Here is a 21,870-nt window from a genome sequence, read left to right as displayed (position 1 = left end):
TTCTACTTACCCCTAGCCATTACTATTTTATTTTCTTTATTGCTTCCTGTAGCCTTTAAAACACCATAAGAAACTATACCTGCATAAATTATAAATCCTTCTAATGCTCCAAATCCAAAAATTGATCCTAATGTTTCACATGAGTTATAAATAATATCTAACATTTTATCCTCCTAAACTTGTACATTGTATTGTGTATTGTACACTCTATACTTTATACTATGTACTTACTAGGTAAATGTTTCTTATTTTCTAAGATTTTTCTTATTTTTTAATATAAAAGAAAAAAAATAAAGGATATAGATTTTACTCTATATCCTTTAAACTCCATATATCTTCTACTTTTCTATCTAATTCTTTTGCTATTCTTAAAGCTTCCTCTAAAGGTGGTTTACTTCTATTCTTTTCCCAATTAGAATAAGTCTTTAAATTAACTCTTAGCTTTCTGGCAAAATCTCCAGTATCCATTAGAAACTCTCTCATTCTTATTTCTCTAAGTCGATTTTTTATTCCCATAAGAAATACTTGCTCCTTAAGAAATACTTAATATTATTTCATAATTTCCCTTATTCCTTCTTCATAATTAAAATCTGATATTAGTATTTGTCTTTTTTTAATAACTTCAGATTTTAAAGATCCTTCTAGTTTGCTAATAAGAAATTCTTCTTTAAATTTAATTAGCTCTATAATAGATTCTTGAGCTTCATCTAAGACTGATTTATCAAATGTATCCATACTACTCAATTTGTTAATAAGCTCTTCTATCTTATTAAATTTACTAAACATCCAACAATAATTATTTTGAACAATATCATAATTTATCAATAATAAATTTTCATCTTTCTTTCTCATAAATTATCACCCCTATAATTATTTTACACTATAAGGTAATATTTTACATCTCTAAATTTATTTTATTAATAAATTTATTACAATTCTCTATTAAAATTATTGACTTTTAAGTGCCAAAGGCTTATAAATCCTTAGGGGAGCTGAGTGAAGGCAGAGTTATTCCCTATACACAACATAAAAAAATTATGAAGTGCATAAGGAACTCTCAACTATAAATCCTCTTTTTCGCTGTCGTTTCAGTTGCCCTTATTAGTTAAGTATCATCTAGCGTTATAAAGCTTGTCCTATAACATCTGATACAGTTTCCCCACTCTTTAGAGTGCCAAACTACCACCGTGCCTTTTGTTTTATGGATATTGGTAGACACACACCTAAGCGTATATTATAACCATTGTTCTAGCTATACCAATAAGGGTAATATATAGCTAGTATAATATACTGTTAATTTTATACATCGGCTTAACTAACCTACTATATTATTTATAGTTGCATAGTGTATAACAACTCAACCTATACTTAATTTAGGGTATAGGAAATAAAGCTTGCATATCCTCACTTTTTTTGAGATAATACTATTAAAGTGTTGGTATATCCTTTTGTTTGTGAGGATATGCAAAGTTTTATAAAACTATATTTAGTTTTTGAGAGTAGGTATTGTCAGTATCTACTCTTTTTTTATCTATCTTTAATTACATATTCCTTAATATCATCACGAACCTTTATGCACTTTAGGTAAGCTTCTGATGGCTTAAAAGAACATATTAGCTCACCTTTCTTTGTAATCCATACTTCATCAAATCTACTTTCTATTTCTATATTAAGAACTTTTACTCTATCTGTTAAATATAATACTTTCATAATGTTTCCGCCTTACCTATGTTTTCTTAAATTAATGTAACTACTTGTAAATTGTTCAAGTGGATTATATTTATCCATTTCAATTTTCAAATCTTGCACTAATAAATTTATATAGTTCTCAGTAATTTGTAAGTTACTATGTCCTAATATCTTTTGTAGTGTAACAACATTACCACCATTCATAATCCATTTCTTTGCAAATGTATGTCTATAACGATGTATTCCAGTTTTATTTATTCCACGCTTTTTATTATAGTTAGATAAACTTGCATTAATAGTACATTTAGAAAGTTGTATTCCATAATCATTACAAAATAAATAATCATCTTCTTTGTCTGGTTTCCTTATTCTTAAATACTCTTTTAAAATTTTGATAATTATATTATTAAGTGGTATTATCAAAGGTTTTCTATTCTTAGTCATATTTACAAATACAACTTCATTGTCAAAATCAATATCTTTTACTTTTATATTTACAAAACTATTTAATCTTAGACCCGTTGATAAAATAAAATTTACTAAAACCCAATTTCTATATTCACCAAATCTACAGGTTTTAAGATCAGGTTTTTTTAATAACTTTTTTAATTCTTCATCTGTATATGGTTCAATATTTTTCTTATCTACTTTAGGCAATGTTATTTTAAAAGTTGGAATATACTTTTGTCGCATCCAATAATACATCCAAGTCTTTAAATCTCTTGTATAAGTATGTAATGTTTGGTCATTAATATTGAATTTTTCTTTACATTTAACAACAAACTCACCTACACTATCTATATTTAAGTCTTTTATATAAATATTTTCATCTATAACTCTTGTAATAGATTTATAACTTTCTCTATAATGCCTTAAAGTATCTTTTCTTAAATTTCTTTGTTTACAATCAATTAAATATTCTTCTACACCTTCTTTAAATGTTATAAGATTTTCTGTTTGACAAGATATTTTCTTTCTCATTTTTGTTCCTTTCTTAGATTTTAGGCACAAAAAAATAAGTACCCGTCATATATATTTTTTATATAACGAATACTTATTAATTTTAGATATTTATTAAAACTTTAAAATAGACTTAAATCTTCGCTAAGCGTTGATATATCTATTATTTGTTCATTCCTTCTTCTACAGCAACAGCAACTGCAACAGTAGCTCCTACCATTGGGTTGTTACCCATACCGATAAGACCCATCATTTCAACGTGAGCTGGAACTGATGATGATCCTGCGAATTGTGCATCTGAGTGCATTCTTCCCATAGTATCAGTCATACCGTATGAAGCTGGACCAGCAGCCATGTTATCTGGGTGAAGAGTTCTTCCTGTACCACCACCTGATGCTACTGAGAAGTATTTCTTACCTTGTTCAACACATTCTTTTTTGTATGTTCCAGCAACTGGATGTTGGAATCTTGTTGGGTTAGTTGAGTTACCAGTGATTGATACATCAACTCCCTCATGATGCATTATAGCAACACCTTCTCTAACGTCGTCTGAACCGTAGCATTTAACTTTAGCTCTTGGACCATTTGAGTATGGAGTTTCTTTAACGATGTTTAATTTACCAGTTACATAGTCAAATTTAGTTTCAACATATGTAAATCCGTTGATTCTTGAAATTATGAATGCAGCATCTTTTCCAAGACCGTTTAATATAACTCTTAAAGGCTCTTTTCTAACTTTGTTAGCTTTTTCAGCTATTTTGATAGCACCTTCAGCAGCAGCGAATGATTCGTGTCCTGCTAAGAATGCGAAACATTTAGTTTCATCTCTTAAAAGCATAGCTCCTAAGTTTCCGTGTCCTAATCCAACTTTTCTGTCATCAGCAACAGATCCTGGAATACAGAAAGCTTGTAATCCTTCTCCGATAGCTTCAGCAGCATCAGCAGCAGTTTTACATCCTTTCTTGATTGCTATAGCAGCACCTAAAGTATAAGCCCATCCAGCATTTTCGAATGCTATTGGTTGAGTTTCTTTAACGATTGTATAAGGATCGATTCCTAAATTTTCGCAAACTACTTTAGCATCTTCTATTGTTTCCATTCCGTACTTTTCTAATACAGGTTGTATTTGGTTAATTCTTCTTTCATAACTTTCAAATAATGCCATTTTATTATCCTCCTTCAATAATGAATATATAGATTATTCGTGTCTTGGATCTATAGTTCTAACAGCTTCGTCAAATCTTCCGTATTGACCAGTAGCTTTTTCCATTGCTTCGTTAGCGCTCATTCCTTTAGCTACCATTTCCATCATTCTACCTAAGTGAACGAATCTGTATCCTATGATTTGATCATCTGCATCTAAAGCTACTTTTGTTACATATCCTTCAGCCATTTCAAGGTATCTTGGTCCTTTAGCTAAAGTTCCGTACATAGTACCTACTTGTGATCTTAATCCTTTTCCTAAGTCCTCAAGACCTGCTCCTATTGGTAGTCCACCTTCTGAGAAAGCAGTTTGGCTTCTACCATAAACTATTTGAAGGAATAATTCTCTCATTGCAGTATTTATAGCATCACAAACTAAGTCTGTGTTTAAAGCCTCTAATATAGTTTTTCCTGGTAATATTTCTGAAGCCATAGCAGCTGAGTGAGTCATACCTGAACATCCTATAGTTTCTATTAAAGCTTCTTCTATGATACCATCTTTAACGTTTAAAGTTAATTTACATGCTCCTTGTTGTGGTGCACACCAGCCAACTCCATGAGTTAAACCTGAAACATCTTTTATTTCTCTTGATTGAACCCATCTACCTTCTACAGGGATTGGTGCTGGACCGTGGTTTGGACCTTTAGCAATTACACACATTTCTTGAACTTCGCTTGAATACATCATATTCATTTCTCCTCCCTAAAAAATAACTTATAGTAAAAATTTACTATATCTATTCCTCTTAACAACTTGGGACTTTTTTCGTCCCTATGGGATATTTAATTACCCTCACGTCTATTTTAACAAAACAATGGCGATGTAACAATATATTTCTAAAAATTTTTCTAAAAAAACTCAATATTTTTTTATTTTATTACAACATTTGAGAATAATTCTCATATTTTTTCCCAAATTATTGAAAACAAATTATATTTTTACCTATTAATCCTTTTCAATAAATATTTTAAAATCTAATAATTTTTAAATTCATAAAATGTGCTTCATATCACATTTTACTAATTTAAAATTTATCTCTTTATAAAAAATATTTCTTTTTACAAAAAATATCCCACTAAATATATTTTTTTCAGTCTTTTATACTATTTCTATTTAACAAGATAAATCTAATATTATATTCTATGTAATTTAATAAAGTGCACCTCATTTTGAGGTGCACCTTATATTATTATTTGTATTACTATCTTGCAGTTCTTAAAGTTAGGCTTTCTTTACTTGAAACTTCCCCATTTGAATATTTAGCTGCAATCTTAAAGTTATAGATTGTATGTCTATTTAACTTTTTAAATGTATAAGAAGTTTCATCCTTGCCTATTTCAGCTACCTTTTTACCATCCTTATAAAGAATATATCCTTCTAAGCCTTCTGTTGTTTCTGGTTCTGTCCAAGTTACAGTTACATTCTTTTTATTTATTTCTGATGCTTTAAAATCTCTTACTGGATTTACAACAATTTCTGGACTAGTTCCTTCTATTATATTAACTGTTTTTTCAGTTCCTGTAATCTCATGAACTAATCCTTCTCCATCTCCAACTGATGAATTGGTTACACTTAAATTGCTTCCTTCTGCTTTAGCTTCTGCTCTTAGGACAACCTTAGCTAAAACTTCTTTAGCTGGCAATGGTTCTCCAGTTAAAGAACTTACAAGTACTCTAACCTTTCCATCTTCTATTTTCTTAGCATTTACAAATACTCCATCATCAGAAATTGCTTCTACATATTCAAAGGCATTTTCATCATAATTTAGTGTAAAATCATAAGCAAAAGCTTCTGCATTTACTAATTCGTCTATACCTACTCCAACTTCTAAGTTTTCTCCAACTTGAACTTCCTCTAAGACTTCAAGAGATACACTTCCTGTTACCTCAGCAGCTTCTTTTAACTTTCCATGAACATTAACCTCTGCAGCAGTAGCAAATTTTCCTCTACCATTTGCTTGATCTGAAACGCTATCTGTAACATCTAATCTTACATATTTAGCATCAACACTATCAAATTCTATAAATTTAATAGCTGCATTATCTTCTAAAGTTCCAGTTTTAACTTCTGTAAAGTTTTCTCCATCTAAACTAACAGATACTTTATACCCTGTTATTCTTCCATTTTTACTATCTTGTCTTGGGGCATATTTAACTTTATTTATTTCATATACATTATCTAATTCTAAAGTTAAATGATGCGGACCTTCATGAGCAGGTGATGACCATTTACTATGCCAGAAAGTATTCATATCACCATCTGAAGCAAAGGAAGCTGGTGCATTTTCCCCTGAAGTCTCTTCTGATGAAGCTGTTATCTTTACTGTTCTTGGATTTATTAATGTTAAATCAAAACTTAAAGCTTCTTGTATAAATGATTGAGCAACCTTTTCAGATATAACTGCAAAGCTACTTAAGGCTGTATTTAATTTATTTTGTGCAATTTCTTTAGCACTTTCATAAGCCTCTGTATCTTCATTTAATTGAGCTACAATCATATCTAATGAAGCCTTATCCCCTTGAGCTAAAGTAATAAGCTCATCAAGTTGTGCTGAGCATTCTTCTAAAGCAACTTCAGGTAAATTTGCCTTTAGATTATTACAAGCTTCTTCCATTCTTGCAAACTCTCCATATAACTCTTCTATAAGAGCACTTGCATCTTCTTTAGAAGATAACTTATTCCATAACTCATCCATTTTTGCTCTAAGTTCTGGAGCATCTTCTCTTCCTGATTTAGCCCAAGTTTTATTGTCCATTCTTGTTGAATGGTTTGCAAATACCTTCATATCTTCTGCTAAATTACCATAAAGCATATCAATCGCTCTATTCCAAGCCTTATCATAATCATAGTTATCCATATTCCAGCTATAATCTGCAGCTGTGTGTATTGATATTTTTGAAAGTTCAGCATGTTCCATAGGGTTTACAGTAAAGAAATCTACATATTGATTTAATCCTTTATCTAACCCATGCATTGGTCCTAAGGCAAGTTTACCTTTAAAATAATCTGTTACTGGATAATTCCACCATACAGCCATATTTCTATTATATATTCCACTTATAAGTTGTGCATCACTTAAAGGAATTTCATTTGTAACAACTCCAGGGCCAGTCCACATAACTTCTATACTAGGATCAACAGTTTCTGCAAAAATTCTAGTATAATCTCTTGGTTGTCCATTACTTACCATAGCTCCAGTATCATATTCTGTTGGAACTGTTATTAATGGTTTTACATCTCCCTTAACCTTTACAAACTCCTCGTTAAATCTATTTAAAACTTGAGCGTGTTTAGCTGCACTCTTATCTTGAATGTCATCCCAATAAATTGCAAAACTTCTTACACCCATGTCATATAAAGATTCTGCCTTTGTTATTAAATGATTAAAATCTTCTTCTCCTGCATCTCCATCAAATCTTATATCTATTCCCGGAGAAATACCGAAAACAAAATCAACTTTATTTTCAGCAGAAGCATCTATAAGTTCTTGCATTCTTTGCATTTCACTTTCTGGATATGGCTCTCTCCATTTTTCTCTGTGATATGGATCATCTTTAGGAGCATAAATATATGTGTTCAATTTATTTTCACCATAAAATTTAATTTGATCTAATCTATCTTGATGTGTCCAAGGAGTTCCATAAAAACCTTCTACAATACCTCTAGCACTAACTGTTGGATAATCAGTTATATTTACTTCTGGTATATTAGATTCCTTAACTAATTGTTTAAATGTTTGAACTCCATAGAAAGTTCCATCTCCATCTTTACCTTCAATAGCTATTTTTCCATCATTTGAAACTAAAGCATACCCCTCTTCTTTTAATCCTTCTGCTGTAGTTCCATTTAAAGCTTCATCTAGCTCAGGGATATCATCATCAATCTCACCTATTATAAGAGTAGTTGAATTTGGATCATTTTCACTATTTATTTCTATGTTGTTTGCAGTTAAGAATTCCCTTAAAGCATTTACTGCATTCTCATCTGCCTCTTCTTCACCAACTAAATTTATAGAAGAAGTTATCTTAAATCCGTCTCCTACAACCTCCAAATTTTCTGGTGTTGGATTTAAATTTGGAACTAAAACCTGGTTTTCCTCCCCAGTTTTAGGTCCTACAGCTCTTACAGTAGTAGTTATTAATCCATTTGCAATAAACATACAAGCAAAAGCTGAAGTTAAAAGTCTCTTAAGCATTTTTCTTTTCATAGTCCCCTCCTATTTCAAAATATTTACATTATAATTATAATATCGTTTACAAACAATGTAAATAGTTAAAAAAATTGGAAGGATAATTTTTCCCTTCCAATTTTTATTATTACCTTTTTGTTCTTAAAGTTAAGGTTTCTTTGCTTGAAATTTCACCATTTGAATATTTAGCTGCAATCTTAAAATTATAGATTGTATGTCTATTTAGCTTTTTAAACGTATAAGAAGTTTCTTCCTTCCCTATTTCAGCTACCTTCTTACCATCTTTATAAAGAATATATTCTTCTAAACCTTCTGTTGTTTCTGGTTCTGCCCAAGTTACAGTTACATTCTTTTTATTTATTTCTGATGCTTTAAAATCTCTTACTGGATTTATAATTATTTCTGGTTCAACTGGTAATTCTTTTTGCTTAACATTAAGCTCAGCTGCTGAAGCAAATTCTCCAACGCCCTTCAAAGCAACAAGTCTTACATGAGTTGCTTCTACAGCATCAAATTTAACTGTTTTAAGCTCTTCATCATTTTCCCAATTTCCAGTGCTAACAGTTGTGAAGTTTTCTCCATCCATACTTATTTGAAGTTCATACTGAGTTATTCTACCATTTGCTCCACTTTGTCTTGGTAAATAAGTGAATGTATCTATAACATAACTCTTATCTCCATCCTTATCTAAATCTAAGGTTATATTATATGGCTTATCTCCTGAACCATCCCATGGTGTATGCCATATTGTAGATTCATTTCCATCTAAAGCATATTTAGCTGGCCCTTCTCCACCAGCATCTTGTTGTTCTGCATTAGCAACAATACTCATATTTTCCTGTGGAATAGCTAGTGGATCAACTGGTGGCTTTGGTGGTTCTGGAAATGGATTATCAACTTCTCCATCATACTCATTTATTGTTAAGTCATCTAAAACTAATATTCCATTTCCAACTTTCTCAATGACAATATAGTAATCATCTTGACTTCCAGTTTCAAAGGTATATTCAAAAGTTCCTAAACCTTGTCCTGTTTCCTCATTAACTTCATATCTGTCTAGTCTTACTCTCATAACAGCTTCCTCTTCGCTACCCTTAGCCTTATCTGATTTCACTGCTATATCGTAATTAGCATATTTATCTCCTTTATAGAAATCACTATCTGGGAATTTATAATCTAACTTTATTGAATATTTTTTATTAGGTTCTAATTTTAATAAGCCAGGAACAGTTCTTGCTACTAATCCTGTTCCACCCTCTTGAGTTTTAAATGACCAATCTCCATTTATAGTATCATTAGTGTAGCCATTTATATTTCTTTCTGAAAGGTGAGTTTGGCATGAACCATTATATCCATAAACAAAAGGTCCCCATCCTTCATCTACACTTTCAAAATCTTCATAATAATAGTTTTCATTTTGAGAATTTTTCTCTTCATCACTTCTATTGTGCTCAACAACCCTTACATTATCGAATCTTACATAAGAGTCTGCACCTCCTTCTCCAGCCCTTAATGATACTTCTATATCACTTACCCCTTCTGGAACTGTAAAATCAACCTTGATTCTTTGGAAGTAAGTATTATGCTTATCACTATTTACTGTAAAGTTTTTAAAGTTAGTTGAAGTTATACTTTGTTTAAATACTTCATCGACAACCTTAACTTCTATTGTTGCTTCTCTTTCTTTACCTGGAGTTATTTCAGCCCAAACTGAGGCAGAATAATCTTTTCCTCCTTGAAGAGTTATATTTTGGCTTACCCCACCAGCCGCTTCTCCCTCTATTCTTAAATAGGTTTGTCCAGTATTATTAGTAAAACTTTCATCAGCTTGTGAAGTTCCTGTTTCCCTTTCAAATGTTATATTACTTCCATCACCTTCACTAAGCTTTTTCCACCATCCATAAGAATTTTCTTCTTTAAATGTATAACTATCAAATCCCATATCTCCAACTATGCTTGTTTCACTCCAATCAGTTGTGCCAATAGTTTCTTCAACTTTCTCATTATAAATAATATATGGAGTACTTTGATTTAGATTTAAAGTTATTTGTCCATCTACAACTGGAATCTCTTCAATTAATTTTCTACCTTCTCCTGATGTTTCATAAAGATAAACCTTTGAAGTACCATTTTCTTTCCAACTCTTTGGTAAATGCCATGTTCTTTCTTCTTTAAAATCATTCCAAGCATAAACCTTATCAGGATTTTCTATATCACTTTCACTATAAGGTATAAATACTCTATTATTCTTAGATAGTAACTTATCCCCAGCATCCTCAGCTCTACTTCCTTCTGAACTTCCATTTCTATAAGTTGTTCCAGAATATATTAAGTTTCCATCCTTCTCAAGCTTAGTATCTCCACCTAATACTTTTCCATTAGAATCTTTATTTAAATTTTCAACTGTACTAACTAAATTATTTTCAAACTTAACCTCATTGTCAGTCCATTTTATTATTGGGAAATGTTGCATGTATTTTGTAGGTAAAGTCCAATTATAAAATGTCTCTACAGAATACTCTATATTTTTCTCTCTTGGACAGTCTCCTTCCCATCCCATAAATCCTTTATTTTTATTACCCTTTAATAAAATATCATTAGGGAATACATCCTTCATTTCATTTTCTACGAATCTAACAACCTTACTTCTAGTTCCTCTATATTGTTCTCCCCAGTTAACACCATTAGATATATTTCCATTATCATAAGTTAAATCAGCCCAGTGAGTCCAAATAGCATTTTTTCTCATAGGTCCACTCCACTCAGTAGCAACATACCAATCATTCTCCATTAAGAAGTTTTGAAGCATATATTCATTCCAAGGATTAGTTCTATAAACATCTACATAAACCCAGTCAAGTTCTGATGTGGCTTCTTTCAATTCACTAAGCCTTGCTCTTAATCCTGTTTCTGTTTCATTTAATACATCTGCTCTCTTATCAACATAATATGATTGATCGAGCCACTTCCATCCCTTTCTATAAGGTTGTTCTAAAAGTTCATCTAGGAAGTACTTAGCCTCTGGATATATTTCTGTTGTATTTATATGAACTCCAACTAAGGTATTATATTTTTCTTCAACAACCTTAGCCATTTCATTAAATTCTTCTACTCCACCAGCTCTTTTATTAAAGTTATTACCATAGTCTGGGTGAGCACTATCATGCCCCTCTGATTGATACCCTTTAATAAGCATCATTTGTCCAAAACCATCTAAATAATTAGAGTATTTAGCTACTTGGTCTGTTAATCTATCAAAAGGATATTGAGCTTGAGATGCAAAGTTCATAGCAACATGGGAAATATGATCCTTTACTACATTATCACCATAAGGTTTAACCATATGCTCTCTATATGCAATAGCTCCATCTTGCCAGTCAACTGAATCATCATTATTTTTATCTCCTGAAATTACAATTCTTGACCAAGGTAATTCAGTTACTCCACTAAAAGCTCCTCCCTCTGAGTTATTTAATTGCTCCCTATATGTCCATGAGCCATTCCAAAGTCCTGCTTCTTTAACCCCTTCATTTAAAGTTGTTTGATAATATACTTGTTTCTCATAATCAAGTACATTATTCTCTAAAGATGCAACTAATCCTCCATTATCTAAAAATGCCATGGTCTGATGAACCGGATTTTGATCAACTTCTTTTTCTCTTAAATCATAGAAGTAATCATCAGAACTCAATATTCCATGAACTCTTGCTGCAGTAATATCTGGATTTTCTTCCTCTTCATTTATGCTTACAAGATTATGGTTTGGAATTTGTATTTTTCCAACCTTAAAATCTCCATTTTCATTTATTTCTTCAAACTGAAGTTTAACAGTATTTTCAATTATTTTAAGAGATATTGCCATCTCTACATCTATATCTTCAAAATTTAATCTATATAAGTAATATTCTCCCTCAGAATCATCAGAAATTTTTTCTGAAGTCACTGTAGGTTTGAAAATACTACCATTTATTAAAAATTCATCCCTTGATTTACTTGCTCCCTTAATTACGTTATCCCCCATTTTATATTGAACTATATTAGGGAATTCTCTATCAACAACTATTTCTAATTCATCACTTTTTAAGATTTCAGTGCTTAATATTTCTCTTAATTCTCCCTTAGCTTCTGGAATTATCTCAGGATTTGCAATATCCTTAGCATTAACCTCTAACTCCCTTGTAAGTTGCTCCGTTACATCTATGATTTCTCCTTCAGTAGAATCCTCATGAATTAACTCTTTATTATTAATATCAGCCTTTACAATCTGTGGTGATACTAAAGTTAATCCATAAATTGAAGTTAATAAGGCAGCTGTATATTTAGCAGCATTTTTCTTCATAAATTTATACCGTGTCATAATTCTCCCCCTTTTTTTCAAATAATTAAGCTATTTTTTCATAAAAGCCTAAAAAAATTTCTCTCTCAGTATAATTTTTAATTTACCCTTCACATAATATGTATACTAAAACAATTTTACAAATATTACCATTGGTTATTAAAAAAAGAGGTGTATCAAAATAATTTTTCAATAAAACTTACTTTGATACACGCTCTTTCTGTAATTTATATATTTTTTATAATATTTTTCTATTATCTATTGTTATAATATTCTTCACACTTTTTCCAGTTTATTATATCGAAGAAATAGTCTATATACTCTGGACGTCTATTTTGATATTTTAAATAATAAGCATGTTCCCAAACATCCATTGTTAATATAGGAATTAATCCTAAAGAAATAGGAGATGATTGATCCTTAGTTGACATAATTTCTAATTTTCCATCTTTGTCACTAACTAACCATGCCCAACCTGAACCAAAAGTAGATATTCCACATTGTTTAAACTTTTCTTTGAATTCTTCAAAAGAACCAAAATCTCTATCTATAGCATCTGCTATTTCAGCAACTGGTCTATTGCAGCCTTTTCCTAAAATGCTCCAGTAGAATTCATGGTTATAAACTCCACCACCTTGATTTACTAAATCAGCCATAATATCCTCTGGCATATCATCTAAATTGCTTAAAATATCGTATAAACTTTTGCCATAAAGCTCAGGATGTTTTTCTAAAGCTTTATTTAACTTATCTACATAAGCTTGTTGATGTTTGTCATGATGAATTTTTACTGTTTCTGCATCTATTGATGGCTCTAAAGCATCATAAGGATAATCTAAAGGTTTTAATTTAAAACCTTCCCCTTTAGTTGAAGATGATCCTGTATAAGCTGGATACATTAATGGACTTTTTTTGTGTTTTAAAAAATTATTTTTCATTTTTTTACCTCCTCATATTTGAAATAATTTATTATTATTCTTCCCAATACCTATTTTTATATTTATTTTTTTAATTTAATACTTTGTAAAATCAAAGTTTTAAATATATAATAGCTAATAAAAAATATGCCTAAAACAATTATTAAGGTAATAATTAAATTTAACCCATCCTTACTTTGAATTATATATAAACTATTTATTGTTCCATTAATAACATTACTATTCATTATAAATAAAGTTAAGACAATACTTATCCACTTTATATCTTCAAAATCTAATTTTTCTAGAAAAAGTGCATAAACAATATTAACTATGGCTATTATACTTATTGTTGTTATTAATGTACTTTTTAAAACTCCTTCTTTAAATTGAAAAATTTCATTTTTAGTAAGTATCCAAAACACTTCATTTATTATAAATCCTACAATTAAACTATCAACTAAAAAAAATATATTCTTTGCATACTTTTTATATATTAACTTTTTACTTTCAAGAAAATTATCTAAACTCTCTTTGTAATCTAGCATTATCATACAAAAAGATAATATACCAACTATATATTTGAAGAAACTCCATTTTAATATGCTAGACATAAATAGTGAAAGAACCACTGAAAGAATCAATAGCTTATGTTCTATAAAATGTTTTTTAAAAGAAAAAAATACCTTAAGCATATTAAGTCCTCCCTTGATGTAACTTATTTCCTTTGTATCTATTCTAACACTTTTATATGAATAATAACATAGGATATTTTCCCTCTTCCAAATTAAAACAATATTTTTAGGTAAGCATATTTTAATTAAAGTCAACTTTTAATAAAGGAAGTAATTATTAGAAATTTAATATTTTTTAATTAATAAAAGGCCTTTATACATGGAAAATAAGTGTTTTTTCAATTTTGACAATAAAATTTTGTCGTTTTATAATTGTATAGTTAATGTTTAACAAAAATTTAATTAAAATTTAATAAAGGAGATGATTAGGTGAATAATGCTAATGAAAACTCTAAAAACACTGAAGATTTAGTTTATAAAAACAGATGGTTTATATTAGCAGTATTAGTAATGCAACCATTCATGGCATGTTTAGACAGTAGCATAGTTAATGTAGCCCTTCCAATTCTTCAAAAAGAACTTGGTGCAACTATGGCTGGAACTGAATGGATTGTAAGTTCATATTTAATAATAATTTCTGCATCAATTTTAATCTTTGGTAGATTAGGAGATATGCATTCAAAAAGTTCAGTATTTATAAAAGGGATTTTAATATTTGTTCTTGGATCTTTCCTTTGCGGAATATCCCCATCACTTCCTATTCTAGTATTATCTAGAGTTGTGCAAGCTATTGGTGCCGCTATGTTAATGTCCACTAACCAAGGTATTATAACAGATGTTTTCCCTCCTAAGGAAAGAGGAAAAGCTTTAGGTATCTCTGGTTCCTTTGTTGCCTTAGGTTCTATATTAGGTCCAGCATTAGGTGGATTCATAGTTACATATTTCACTTGGCACTATATTTTCTTAATAAATGTACCTATAGGTATAATTTGCTACATATTCGCTAAAAAATATCTACCAATAAGAATTCCTAAGGAATCTGAGTCAATGGATAAGCCTGGAGCAACAATGTTTTTCATTGCTACAATTCTTATATTTACATCAATATTAATTAGCCAACATTTAGGCTTTACTAGCATATATGTAATCCTAGGATTAATAATTGGACTTATTATTCTTGCTTTATTCTTAATCTATGAAAACAAGATAAAGAATCCTATGCTTCATTTAAGCTTATTTAAAAAGCCAATATTCTCAGTAAGCTTAATATGTGCATTTATTTCCTTTACTGCAATAAATACAATTAATGTTATTCAACCCTTTTACTTAAATGATATTTTAGGCTATAGCCCTGGAAAAATTTCAGTTATAATGACAGCTTATCCAATTGTATTATTTGTTATTGCACCCCTTAGTGGAACATTATCAGATAAAATAGGAAGTAAGATACTTACTTTAATAGGATTATTCTTAACAGGAGTTTCAATGATTTTATTATCATCATTAAATAGTAACTCAAGTGAAACATCCATATTCCTTATGTTATCCTTATTAGGTTTTTCAAATGGATTATTCCAATCTCCAAATACAAACCTTATAATGTCCTCTGTTCCTAAGGATAAGCTTGGAATAGCAGGAGGTACTAATGCCTTAATAAGGAATTTAGGTCTTGCCTTTGGAGTATCAGCTTCAACCTCTATTTTATATGCAAAAATGAGTAAGTTAGCTGGATTTAGAGTTTTAGGATCTGTTCCTAATAGACCTGATATATTTATTTCAGGAATGAGATTTGTATATATTTTAGTTGCTATTTCATGTTTCATATGCCTTATAATTTCTATAATTGAATATATTCAATCTAAAAAAAATAATAAATAATAAAATAAAAGGTGCTGTATCAAAGATTTTATTAAAATCTACTTTGATACAGCACCTTTTTAATTATTAGTTTCTTGTATGCTCATTATTCCTTGAGGATTATTACCAACCTCTAATCTTGCTGAATTATTAGGATTGCTAAAATAAATATTGCCCCCTACAAATACTAAAAGTGCTAAGATTATCACTAATAAAATGTTTTTACTTCTAAAACTCTTCTTCATTAATTCCACCCTCTTAATAAAAATAATAATCTAAGTTAAATATGGTAAGAATAAAGTTCCTAAACCTAAGAAGAAGAAAAATCCACATACATCAGTTACTGTTGTAACAAATACGGCAGAAGCTAAAGCTGGGTCTATTTTTAATTTCTTTAAAACAACTGGTACTAAATATCCTGCAAAGGTAGCAGCAGTCATATTTAATATCATAGCTAATCCTATTACTATTCCAATTGCAGGTTTTCCTGACCATAAAACAGCAACTATTGCAGTTACTAATCCAGTGGCAGCCCCTGTTAAAATACCAACTCCAATTTCCTTAAAGAAAATTCTCTTTGCATTTTTAAAAGTTAATTCTCCTAAAGCTATACCTCTTACTATAATTGTTAAGGTTTGAGTTCCTCCATTTCCACCCATACCTGCAACAATAGGCATGAATGTTGCTAAAATTACAACCTTACTAATAGTTCCTTCAAAAAGTCCAACAGTGGCAGAAGCTAAGAACGCAGTTATTAGGTTAACAAATAACCATGGCAATCTACTTTTTACAGATTCTTTTACTGTACTATCAACTTTTTCTTCTCCATCTACACCACCTAGACGGTGTATATCTTCTGTTGTTTCTTCTTTTATAATTTCAATAACATCATCAATTGTTATTATACCTAAAAGCATATCTTTATAATCAACAACTGGTATTGTTAAAAGTCCATATTTATCAAATATATTTGCAACCTCTTCTTGGTCCATATCAAAAGGAACACTTATGACGTTTTTATTCACAATCTCTGAAATTTTTTCGTCAAACTTACTTATTACAAGTTCTCTTAAAGAAACTACCCCTTGTAATATTCCTAAGTCATCTACAACATATATGTAATAAGCTGATTCAGCCTTTGGAGCTTCTAGTTGAAGGTACTCTAGAGTTTCTTTTACACTCATGGTATCCTTTATAGAAATAAACTCTGTAGCCATAACACCACCAGCTGTATCTGGTGCATATGTTAATAATTTTCTTAAATCCTTAGCATCTTGAACTGGCATACTTGAAAGTAATTTGCTAGTTTCTTCACGATCTAAGCTTGCCATAAGGTCTGTAAGTTCATCTGAAGCTATTAAATTTAAAACCTTCTTCTTCTTTTCTTCAGGTAAACTTTTTAATATATTTACCTTGTCATCATCCTTCGCAAAATCTATAATATCTGCAATCATATTTTCTGGAAGTTTTTTTATAAGCTTAATATTTTCCTCATTCTCCTCTAACAAATCCACTATATCAGCTGGATGTATATCATCTAGAGAATCAAATTTATTAGTTGGATATTTAGCTAAAATATCCTTTAGCTTTTCTTTTGTTATTCTTTTATTCATATCATTTCCTCTTTTCCTTAAATAAGAGGAATAATAACTATCTATACGATAATTTGCTCGTTAAGGGTATATAAATGTACCATTCCTCTTATCTTTAATTTTAATCTTAAGTTCCTACTAGGGGGAACGCTTTCCATTCATACCACCTCCAAAGTGCAATAAAAATTTCAAAATATTATTTCTATATATTATATTAAGTATATTTAAACAATTTGTAAATAAAAATTTTCATAGTTTTTTTATATTTTGTAATATTTCATAAAAACAGTTCATAAATATATAGTAATAAAAATTATAATTAAGTAATTTTTAACCTCACTTTTTCTTATTTTACACAAGCATGTAGGGTCTTCTATGAATATTCTTAAACTATATAACCTGTAATTTGTTTCTTTGTGTTGTGATTCTCCTTTTACATTTTATTCATATAACTACATGCTAAACCAAAAAGCAGATTAGTTTTTTCTAATCTGCTTTTCATTTTAATTCTATACTCTAAGTTTTAATTAATTTCACTCATAACTCATGTCTAATTTAAATTAAGCAATTAAAGTTTAAATATTTATGAAATTTAAATGCTCTTATCAAGGAAGTATGATTTACCAAAGGCAAAAAATTCTCTTGCATACATAGAAGGCACTAAATACCACTGAGTTTTGCTTGTATATAAATCAACATTATTATATCCATTTCTTTTAGCTAAAAGATTGCTTCTCATAGCATGAAAATCTGTGGTAACAACTAAAATATCTAAGTCTTTTATAGGCTTTCCACTTAAGTTCTCTATGATTTTCTTAGAATAATTTAGATTTTCATATGTACTAGTTGCTTTATTTTCAAGTACAATTTTATCCTTTGGCACCCCGTTTTCCACTAGATATTTTTCCATTGCTTCAGCCTCAGTTATACTTTCTCCAGGGCCTTGTCCACCAGATACTACAATCTCTCCATTGTATCCAGTTTTCTCTAAATATTCTATGGTCTTATCTAATCTGTCTTTTAATGTGGCAGTTAAATTTTCTCCCCTTATTCCAGCCCCTAAAACAACTATATAATCACAAGGTTTTAAGGATTTTTTAGGATAGAAAATTATTGCTCCCTCTACTATTATAAATATACTTATGCATATAAGAGCTAAAATTTTTACAGGCTTGTACACCTTTTTAAACCACTGTAATTTTAAAAACTTATTTATAAAAATAGTGTATAATATAATACCTATGCCTAATATTAAGTAAAAAAAGCTAAAAGTTGTTTTTCCACTTAAAGCATTAACTAATATGTAATATGCTATACATATTATTCCTATAAAAATCGAAATAAACTTAATAACTAAACTCTTCACATATATCTCCTTTCTCCAGTTCTTAATATAAAAATTTTATCAAAACTTTAAAAGAAACTATATACAATAATATTACAAAAGTAAATATAAAAAATTACTAAGCACCCTTCTATTTTTCATAATAAATTACCTTTTAGGAAATAATTTATATGAACTTTAATTTAAAATAAGAGTAAAATTTCTAAAAGAAATATGTTTAAATTTACTATTATATGAAATACTATTAGTGTTTAGACTTTTTTAATTTAAGGAGATGTATTTATGAGTAGTAGAACTGGAATAGTAAAATGGTTTAATCAAGAGAAAGGCTATGGCTTTATTTCTTGTGATGAAGGTGATGATGTATTTGTACATATCTCACAAGTGAAGGAGAAAGGACCTGAAAAAGATTTACATGAAGGTGAAAGTGTTTCTTTTGATATAAGCGAAGGGGAAAAAGGCCCAATGGCTACTAATGTTCAAAAGCTATAAAAACTAAGGCTTAAACCATGTTAAGTTAAGAAGAGCTTTCAAGGTTTTAATAAATATTCCGAGTAATCACTATAAATTATATTGTGAATTTACTCGGAATATTTTTATAGGATTTATTATAATTTTAATAAAGTTTTTTTAGGAAAATTTTACTAACTCCTTATAGAAAATCCTGTGTTTTCTATGCAGTTTTTAATTTCACCCTCACTTGTATGCTCATTAAACATAACTTCTATACTTCCTCTAGCTACATCTACACATACCTTTTGAACACCTTCTAAATTTTCTAAGGCATTTTTAACTTGAGTCTTATTTGTAGAACTTCCTAAGCCATCTACTAAACAATGAATTTTCTCCATACTAATTTCTCCTTTCAAAGTAATGTTCAAAAATAGTATGCGTAATCTAAGCTATTAAAACCGTAGTATTATCTGGTATATTATCATATATCCATTTAGCATTATCTGGATTAAGCCTAATGCAGCCATGACTTAGTGCCTCACCAAGCCTACCATCTTTTATATTCTTTCCAGTCTTATCATATAATATTGAGTGATAATAATAGCCATCCACTATCCTTGTAGCATACTTTACTGAATAATCTGCTCCAGAAAATCCTGCCTTTCTTCCATTAATAAAGAAAATCCCTTTTCTAGTAGGTGTAGAAGGCTTACCTACTGTGCTAATCCATTTATACATTCTTATCCACTTATTATTAGATTTCTTATAAACATAAGTATATTTAGTTTTTAAATTAGTTACTAAAAGATACTCTGTGCTACTTTCTAGATTGTTTGAATTAACAAAGGAATCCATATCACTATTAAAATTTGTATAATTTAAAGATTTATATTTTTTTAAAGCATTACTATCCAAATTAAATCACCTAAGGAATATTAATACTACATTATACTCCTTAGGTGACTTTTAATTTCATATATTATTTTTTAATATTAAAGCTATTACAAAGCTTAAATCTTTTGTAAAACTTTAATTATTTTTCAAAGGGATAAATAATTCCCCAATCTTTTCTAACCTTATTCATAATTTTTGTAACATCATAAGTTAAATCTATACTATTAGATTCTTTATTTTCATTTATTTTCTCTTCCATAAAGCTAACTTCGTAATCTAAAGCCTTTTTCTCTTCCCCACACTCTATAACTTCTACTGTACCATCTAAGTAGTTTATGGTTGCCTTATTAGCTCTTGGGAAATTATCAATTGTTATAAAGGCATTATCACAGGAAACAATTCCTCTCTTAGGCATTTTAGATCTAAAGGCTAGGGATATAGTTGCAATTTCCTCTTCCTTTGTCTTTAATATTATTCCTGACTGCTCATCTACACCAGTTTTAGCCTTCTTAACTGTACTTAAGATTTCCTCTGGCATACTAGATAAGAAATATCTTGCAAAGGATAAAGCATAAGTTCCAATATCTAATAGTGCTCCTCCAGCTAAATCAAGATTAAAGAATCTGTTATTTTCATCATATTCCTTGAAACTTCCAAAGGAAACTTGAACCATATTCACTTTTCCTAAATCCTCATTATTTATCTTCTTTATAACCTTTTCATATAAGGGCATATGAAATAAGGTCATTGCTTCTTCTAAAACTAAATTTTTCTCTCTTGCTATTTTTAGAGCTTCTTCTAATTCTCTTTCATTTACTGTTATAGCTTTTTCGCATAAAACATGCTTATTATTATTTAAACTTTTTATAATGTACTCATAATGATTGCTGTGTGGTGTTGCTATATACACTACATCTATATTTTCATCTTTTATAATTTCATCATAGCTTCCATAAGCTTTCTTAACATTATTTTCTCTAGCAAACTTTTCTGCTCTTTCCTTATTTCTAGAAGCTACTGCATAAACCTCTCCATTAACCCTATTTAAAGCCTGTGCAAAATCTCTAGCTATATTTCCTGGTCCTAATATTCCCCATTTAAGTTTTTTCATATTATCGCTCCTTTTTAATAAAGTATATTGTTTAAACTTATTTTAAATCAATAAACACCTTAAATCAAAAGTATTTAAAATTAAACTAACATTTTTATTATGTAATTTTAAGAATATAAAATGGATATTTATATAAAACAAAATAATCCATGGATTAACCACACCCAAACGGTATATAATGTAATATATTACCATCAATGTATACATATAAAAATGGAGGGGATTAAGATAAATAAGAATAATAACATTACTATAATAGGATACATCATATCTTTATTAAGTTTTATAGGGGCATTCTTTTTCTTTATTTCAAAAATAAAGAATTATGGAGATATGTTTTTAGTAGCAGGTGGAATTCTATTAACAGTAACAAGTATTTATAAATTAATAACAACTGAATCAAAAAATCAAGTTTTATAAATCATATCAATATATTTTATAAAATTGTTGAAATTATATCTTAATAGGAGGTGTATTTTGAAAAAATCACCAAAGGGAATATGTTTAAATTTAATATCAGTATTATTATTTATTATGGGAATTTTATTTATATTTACTTTTAAAAATGGAATATGCTTTGGAGATAATATCTTAAACTATTTAGGATTGAAACCCTGGTCTAATGGTACCCAAGGATTTCATTACACAATATTTTATTCTCTAGTGTTTTTTATTCCATCTTTTATTATTAAGAATAAGTCTAAAAATAACATTACTGAAAAATAGATAATATACTATCTTTGTTTAT

At 29.3% G+C, this 21,870-nt stretch carries 21 protein-coding genes; 4 read left to right on the top strand and 17 right to left on the bottom strand.

Annotated features, from left to right (window positions below):
- Nucleotides 1-2 precede the first annotated feature (2 nt).
- From QP548_RS04935 to QP548_RS04885, 11 genes are all read right to left on the bottom strand, one after another.
- Complete coding sequence (locus tag QP548_RS04935) at nucleotides 3-164, bottom strand: hypothetical protein (RefSeq protein ID WP_164473004.1); 162 nt, start codon at nucleotides 162-164, stop codon at nucleotides 3-5.
- 142 nt (nucleotides 165-306) lie between these two features.
- Nucleotides 307-516, bottom strand: coding sequence for a helix-turn-helix transcriptional regulator (locus QP548_RS04930; protein WP_061428085.1), 210 nt, complete (start codon nucleotides 514-516; stop codon nucleotides 307-309).
- A gap of 33 nt (nucleotides 517-549) precedes the next feature.
- Complete coding sequence (locus QP548_RS04925; protein WP_061428088.1) at nucleotides 550-852, bottom strand: hypothetical protein; 303 nt, start codon at nucleotides 850-852, stop codon at nucleotides 550-552.
- A 675-nt stretch (nucleotides 853-1,527) separates the two neighbouring features.
- The gene (locus QP548_RS04920; RefSeq protein WP_057231456.1) at nucleotides 1,528-1,710 is read right to left on the bottom strand and encodes a hypothetical protein; all 183 of its coding nucleotides are present in this window, start codon (nucleotides 1,708-1,710) and stop codon (nucleotides 1,528-1,530) included.
- A gap of 12 nt (nucleotides 1,711-1,722) precedes the next feature.
- The gene (locus QP548_RS04915) at nucleotides 1,723-2,670 is read right to left on the bottom strand and encodes a tyrosine-type recombinase/integrase (RefSeq protein WP_057231458.1); all 948 of its coding nucleotides are present in this window, start codon (nucleotides 2,668-2,670) and stop codon (nucleotides 1,723-1,725) included.
- Between the two features lie 142 nt (nucleotides 2,671-2,812).
- Nucleotides 2,813-3,814, bottom strand: a complete 1,002-nt coding sequence (locus tag QP548_RS04910) for a GGGtGRT protein (RefSeq protein WP_003452142.1) — start codon at nucleotides 3,812-3,814, stop codon at nucleotides 2,813-2,815.
- A gap of 33 nt (nucleotides 3,815-3,847) precedes the next feature.
- Nucleotides 3,848-4,540 carry an iron-sulfur cluster assembly scaffold protein gene (locus QP548_RS04905; RefSeq protein WP_003477845.1) on the bottom strand — a complete coding sequence of 231 codons (693 nt, stop codon included), beginning with the start codon at nucleotides 4,538-4,540 and terminating at the stop codon, nucleotides 3,848-3,850.
- A 514-nt stretch (nucleotides 4,541-5,054) separates the two neighbouring features.
- Nucleotides 5,055-8,060 carry an O-GlcNAc hydrolase NagJ gene (gene nagJ, locus QP548_RS04900; protein WP_061428089.1) on the bottom strand — a complete coding sequence of 1,002 codons (3,006 nt, stop codon included), beginning with the start codon at nucleotides 8,058-8,060 and terminating at the stop codon, nucleotides 5,055-5,057.
- Nucleotides 8,061-8,169: 109 nt separating this feature from the next.
- Nucleotides 8,170-12,399, bottom strand: a complete 4,230-nt coding sequence (locus QP548_RS04895) for an endo-alpha-N-acetylgalactosaminidase family protein (protein ID WP_061428091.1) — start codon at nucleotides 12,397-12,399, stop codon at nucleotides 8,170-8,172.
- Nucleotides 12,400-12,632: 233 nt separating this feature from the next.
- On the bottom strand, nucleotides 12,633-13,316 hold the full coding sequence (locus QP548_RS04890; RefSeq protein WP_061428094.1) for a superoxide dismutase: 684 nt from the start codon (nucleotides 13,314-13,316) through the stop codon (nucleotides 12,633-12,635).
- A 62-nt stretch (nucleotides 13,317-13,378) separates the two neighbouring features.
- Nucleotides 13,379-13,990 carry a hypothetical protein gene (locus tag QP548_RS04885; protein WP_061428096.1) on the bottom strand — a complete coding sequence of 204 codons (612 nt, stop codon included), beginning with the start codon at nucleotides 13,988-13,990 and terminating at the stop codon, nucleotides 13,379-13,381.
- A gap of 309 nt (nucleotides 13,991-14,299) precedes the next feature.
- On the opposite strand from QP548_RS04885, the gene QP548_RS04880 reads away from it, so the two are divergent.
- Nucleotides 14,300-15,748, top strand: a complete 1,449-nt coding sequence (locus tag QP548_RS04880; protein WP_061428098.1) for an MFS transporter — start codon at nucleotides 14,300-14,302, stop codon at nucleotides 15,746-15,748.
- Between the two features lie 59 nt (nucleotides 15,749-15,807).
- Here QP548_RS04880 and QP548_RS04875 read toward each other — a convergent pair whose 3' ends face one another.
- From QP548_RS04875 to QP548_RS04865, 3 genes are all read right to left on the bottom strand, one after another.
- Nucleotides 15,808-15,972 carry a hypothetical protein gene (locus tag QP548_RS04875; protein ID WP_170869529.1) on the bottom strand — a complete coding sequence of 55 codons (165 nt, stop codon included), beginning with the start codon at nucleotides 15,970-15,972 and terminating at the stop codon, nucleotides 15,808-15,810.
- Nucleotides 15,973-16,002: 30 nt separating this feature from the next.
- Nucleotides 16,003-17,340, bottom strand: a complete 1,338-nt coding sequence (mgtE, locus tag QP548_RS04870; protein ID WP_061428100.1) for a magnesium transporter — start codon at nucleotides 17,338-17,340, stop codon at nucleotides 16,003-16,005.
- 571 nt (nucleotides 17,341-17,911) lie between these two features.
- Nucleotides 17,912-18,685 carry a YdcF family protein gene (locus tag QP548_RS04865; protein WP_061428102.1) on the bottom strand — a complete coding sequence of 258 codons (774 nt, stop codon included), beginning with the start codon at nucleotides 18,683-18,685 and terminating at the stop codon, nucleotides 17,912-17,914.
- A gap of 261 nt (nucleotides 18,686-18,946) precedes the next feature.
- Here QP548_RS04865 and QP548_RS04860 point away from each other — a divergent pair, with 261 nt between their 5' ends.
- Nucleotides 18,947-19,156 carry a cold-shock protein gene (locus QP548_RS04860; RefSeq protein ID WP_003452066.1) on the top strand — a complete coding sequence of 70 codons (210 nt, stop codon included), beginning with the start codon at nucleotides 18,947-18,949 and terminating at the stop codon, nucleotides 19,154-19,156.
- A gap of 152 nt (nucleotides 19,157-19,308) precedes the next feature.
- Here the strand turns inward: QP548_RS04860 and QP548_RS04855 are convergent, their stop codons facing one another.
- The 3 genes from QP548_RS04855 to QP548_RS04845 all read right to left on the bottom strand — a co-directional run bounded on the left by QP548_RS04855 (nucleotide 19,309) and on the right by QP548_RS04845 (nucleotide 21,122).
- A complete protein-coding gene (locus tag QP548_RS04855) occupies nucleotides 19,309-19,515 on the bottom strand; it encodes a heavy-metal-associated domain-containing protein (RefSeq protein WP_003452114.1) in 207 nt (68 codons plus the stop codon).
- A 46-nt stretch (nucleotides 19,516-19,561) separates the two neighbouring features.
- Nucleotides 19,562-20,032, bottom strand: a complete 471-nt coding sequence (locus QP548_RS04850; protein ID WP_061428104.1) for a L,D-transpeptidase — start codon at nucleotides 20,030-20,032, stop codon at nucleotides 19,562-19,564.
- A gap of 118 nt (nucleotides 20,033-20,150) precedes the next feature.
- Entirely contained in the window at nucleotides 20,151-21,122 is a 972-nt protein-coding gene (locus tag QP548_RS04845; protein WP_061428106.1) for a Gfo/Idh/MocA family protein, read from the bottom strand.
- Between the two features lie 120 nt (nucleotides 21,123-21,242).
- On the opposite strand from QP548_RS04845, the gene QP548_RS04840 reads away from it, so the two are divergent.
- Nucleotides 21,243-21,542: a hypothetical protein gene (locus QP548_RS04840; protein WP_242947982.1), complete on the top strand. Its 300-nt coding sequence runs from the start codon at nucleotides 21,243-21,245 to the stop codon at nucleotides 21,540-21,542.
- Between the two features lie 57 nt (nucleotides 21,543-21,599).
- Nucleotides 21,600-21,848 carry a hypothetical protein gene (locus tag QP548_RS04835; RefSeq protein ID WP_061428107.1) on the top strand — a complete coding sequence of 83 codons (249 nt, stop codon included), beginning with the start codon at nucleotides 21,600-21,602 and terminating at the stop codon, nucleotides 21,846-21,848.
- The last annotated feature ends 22 nt before the right edge of the window (nucleotides 21,849-21,870 follow it).

This window comes from Clostridium sp. UMB9555A (genome assembly GCF_030222355.1).
Lineage (GTDB): Bacteria > Bacillota > Clostridia > Clostridiales > Clostridiaceae > Sarcina > Sarcina perfringens.
This window is presented reverse-complemented; position numbering and strand designations above follow the sequence as displayed.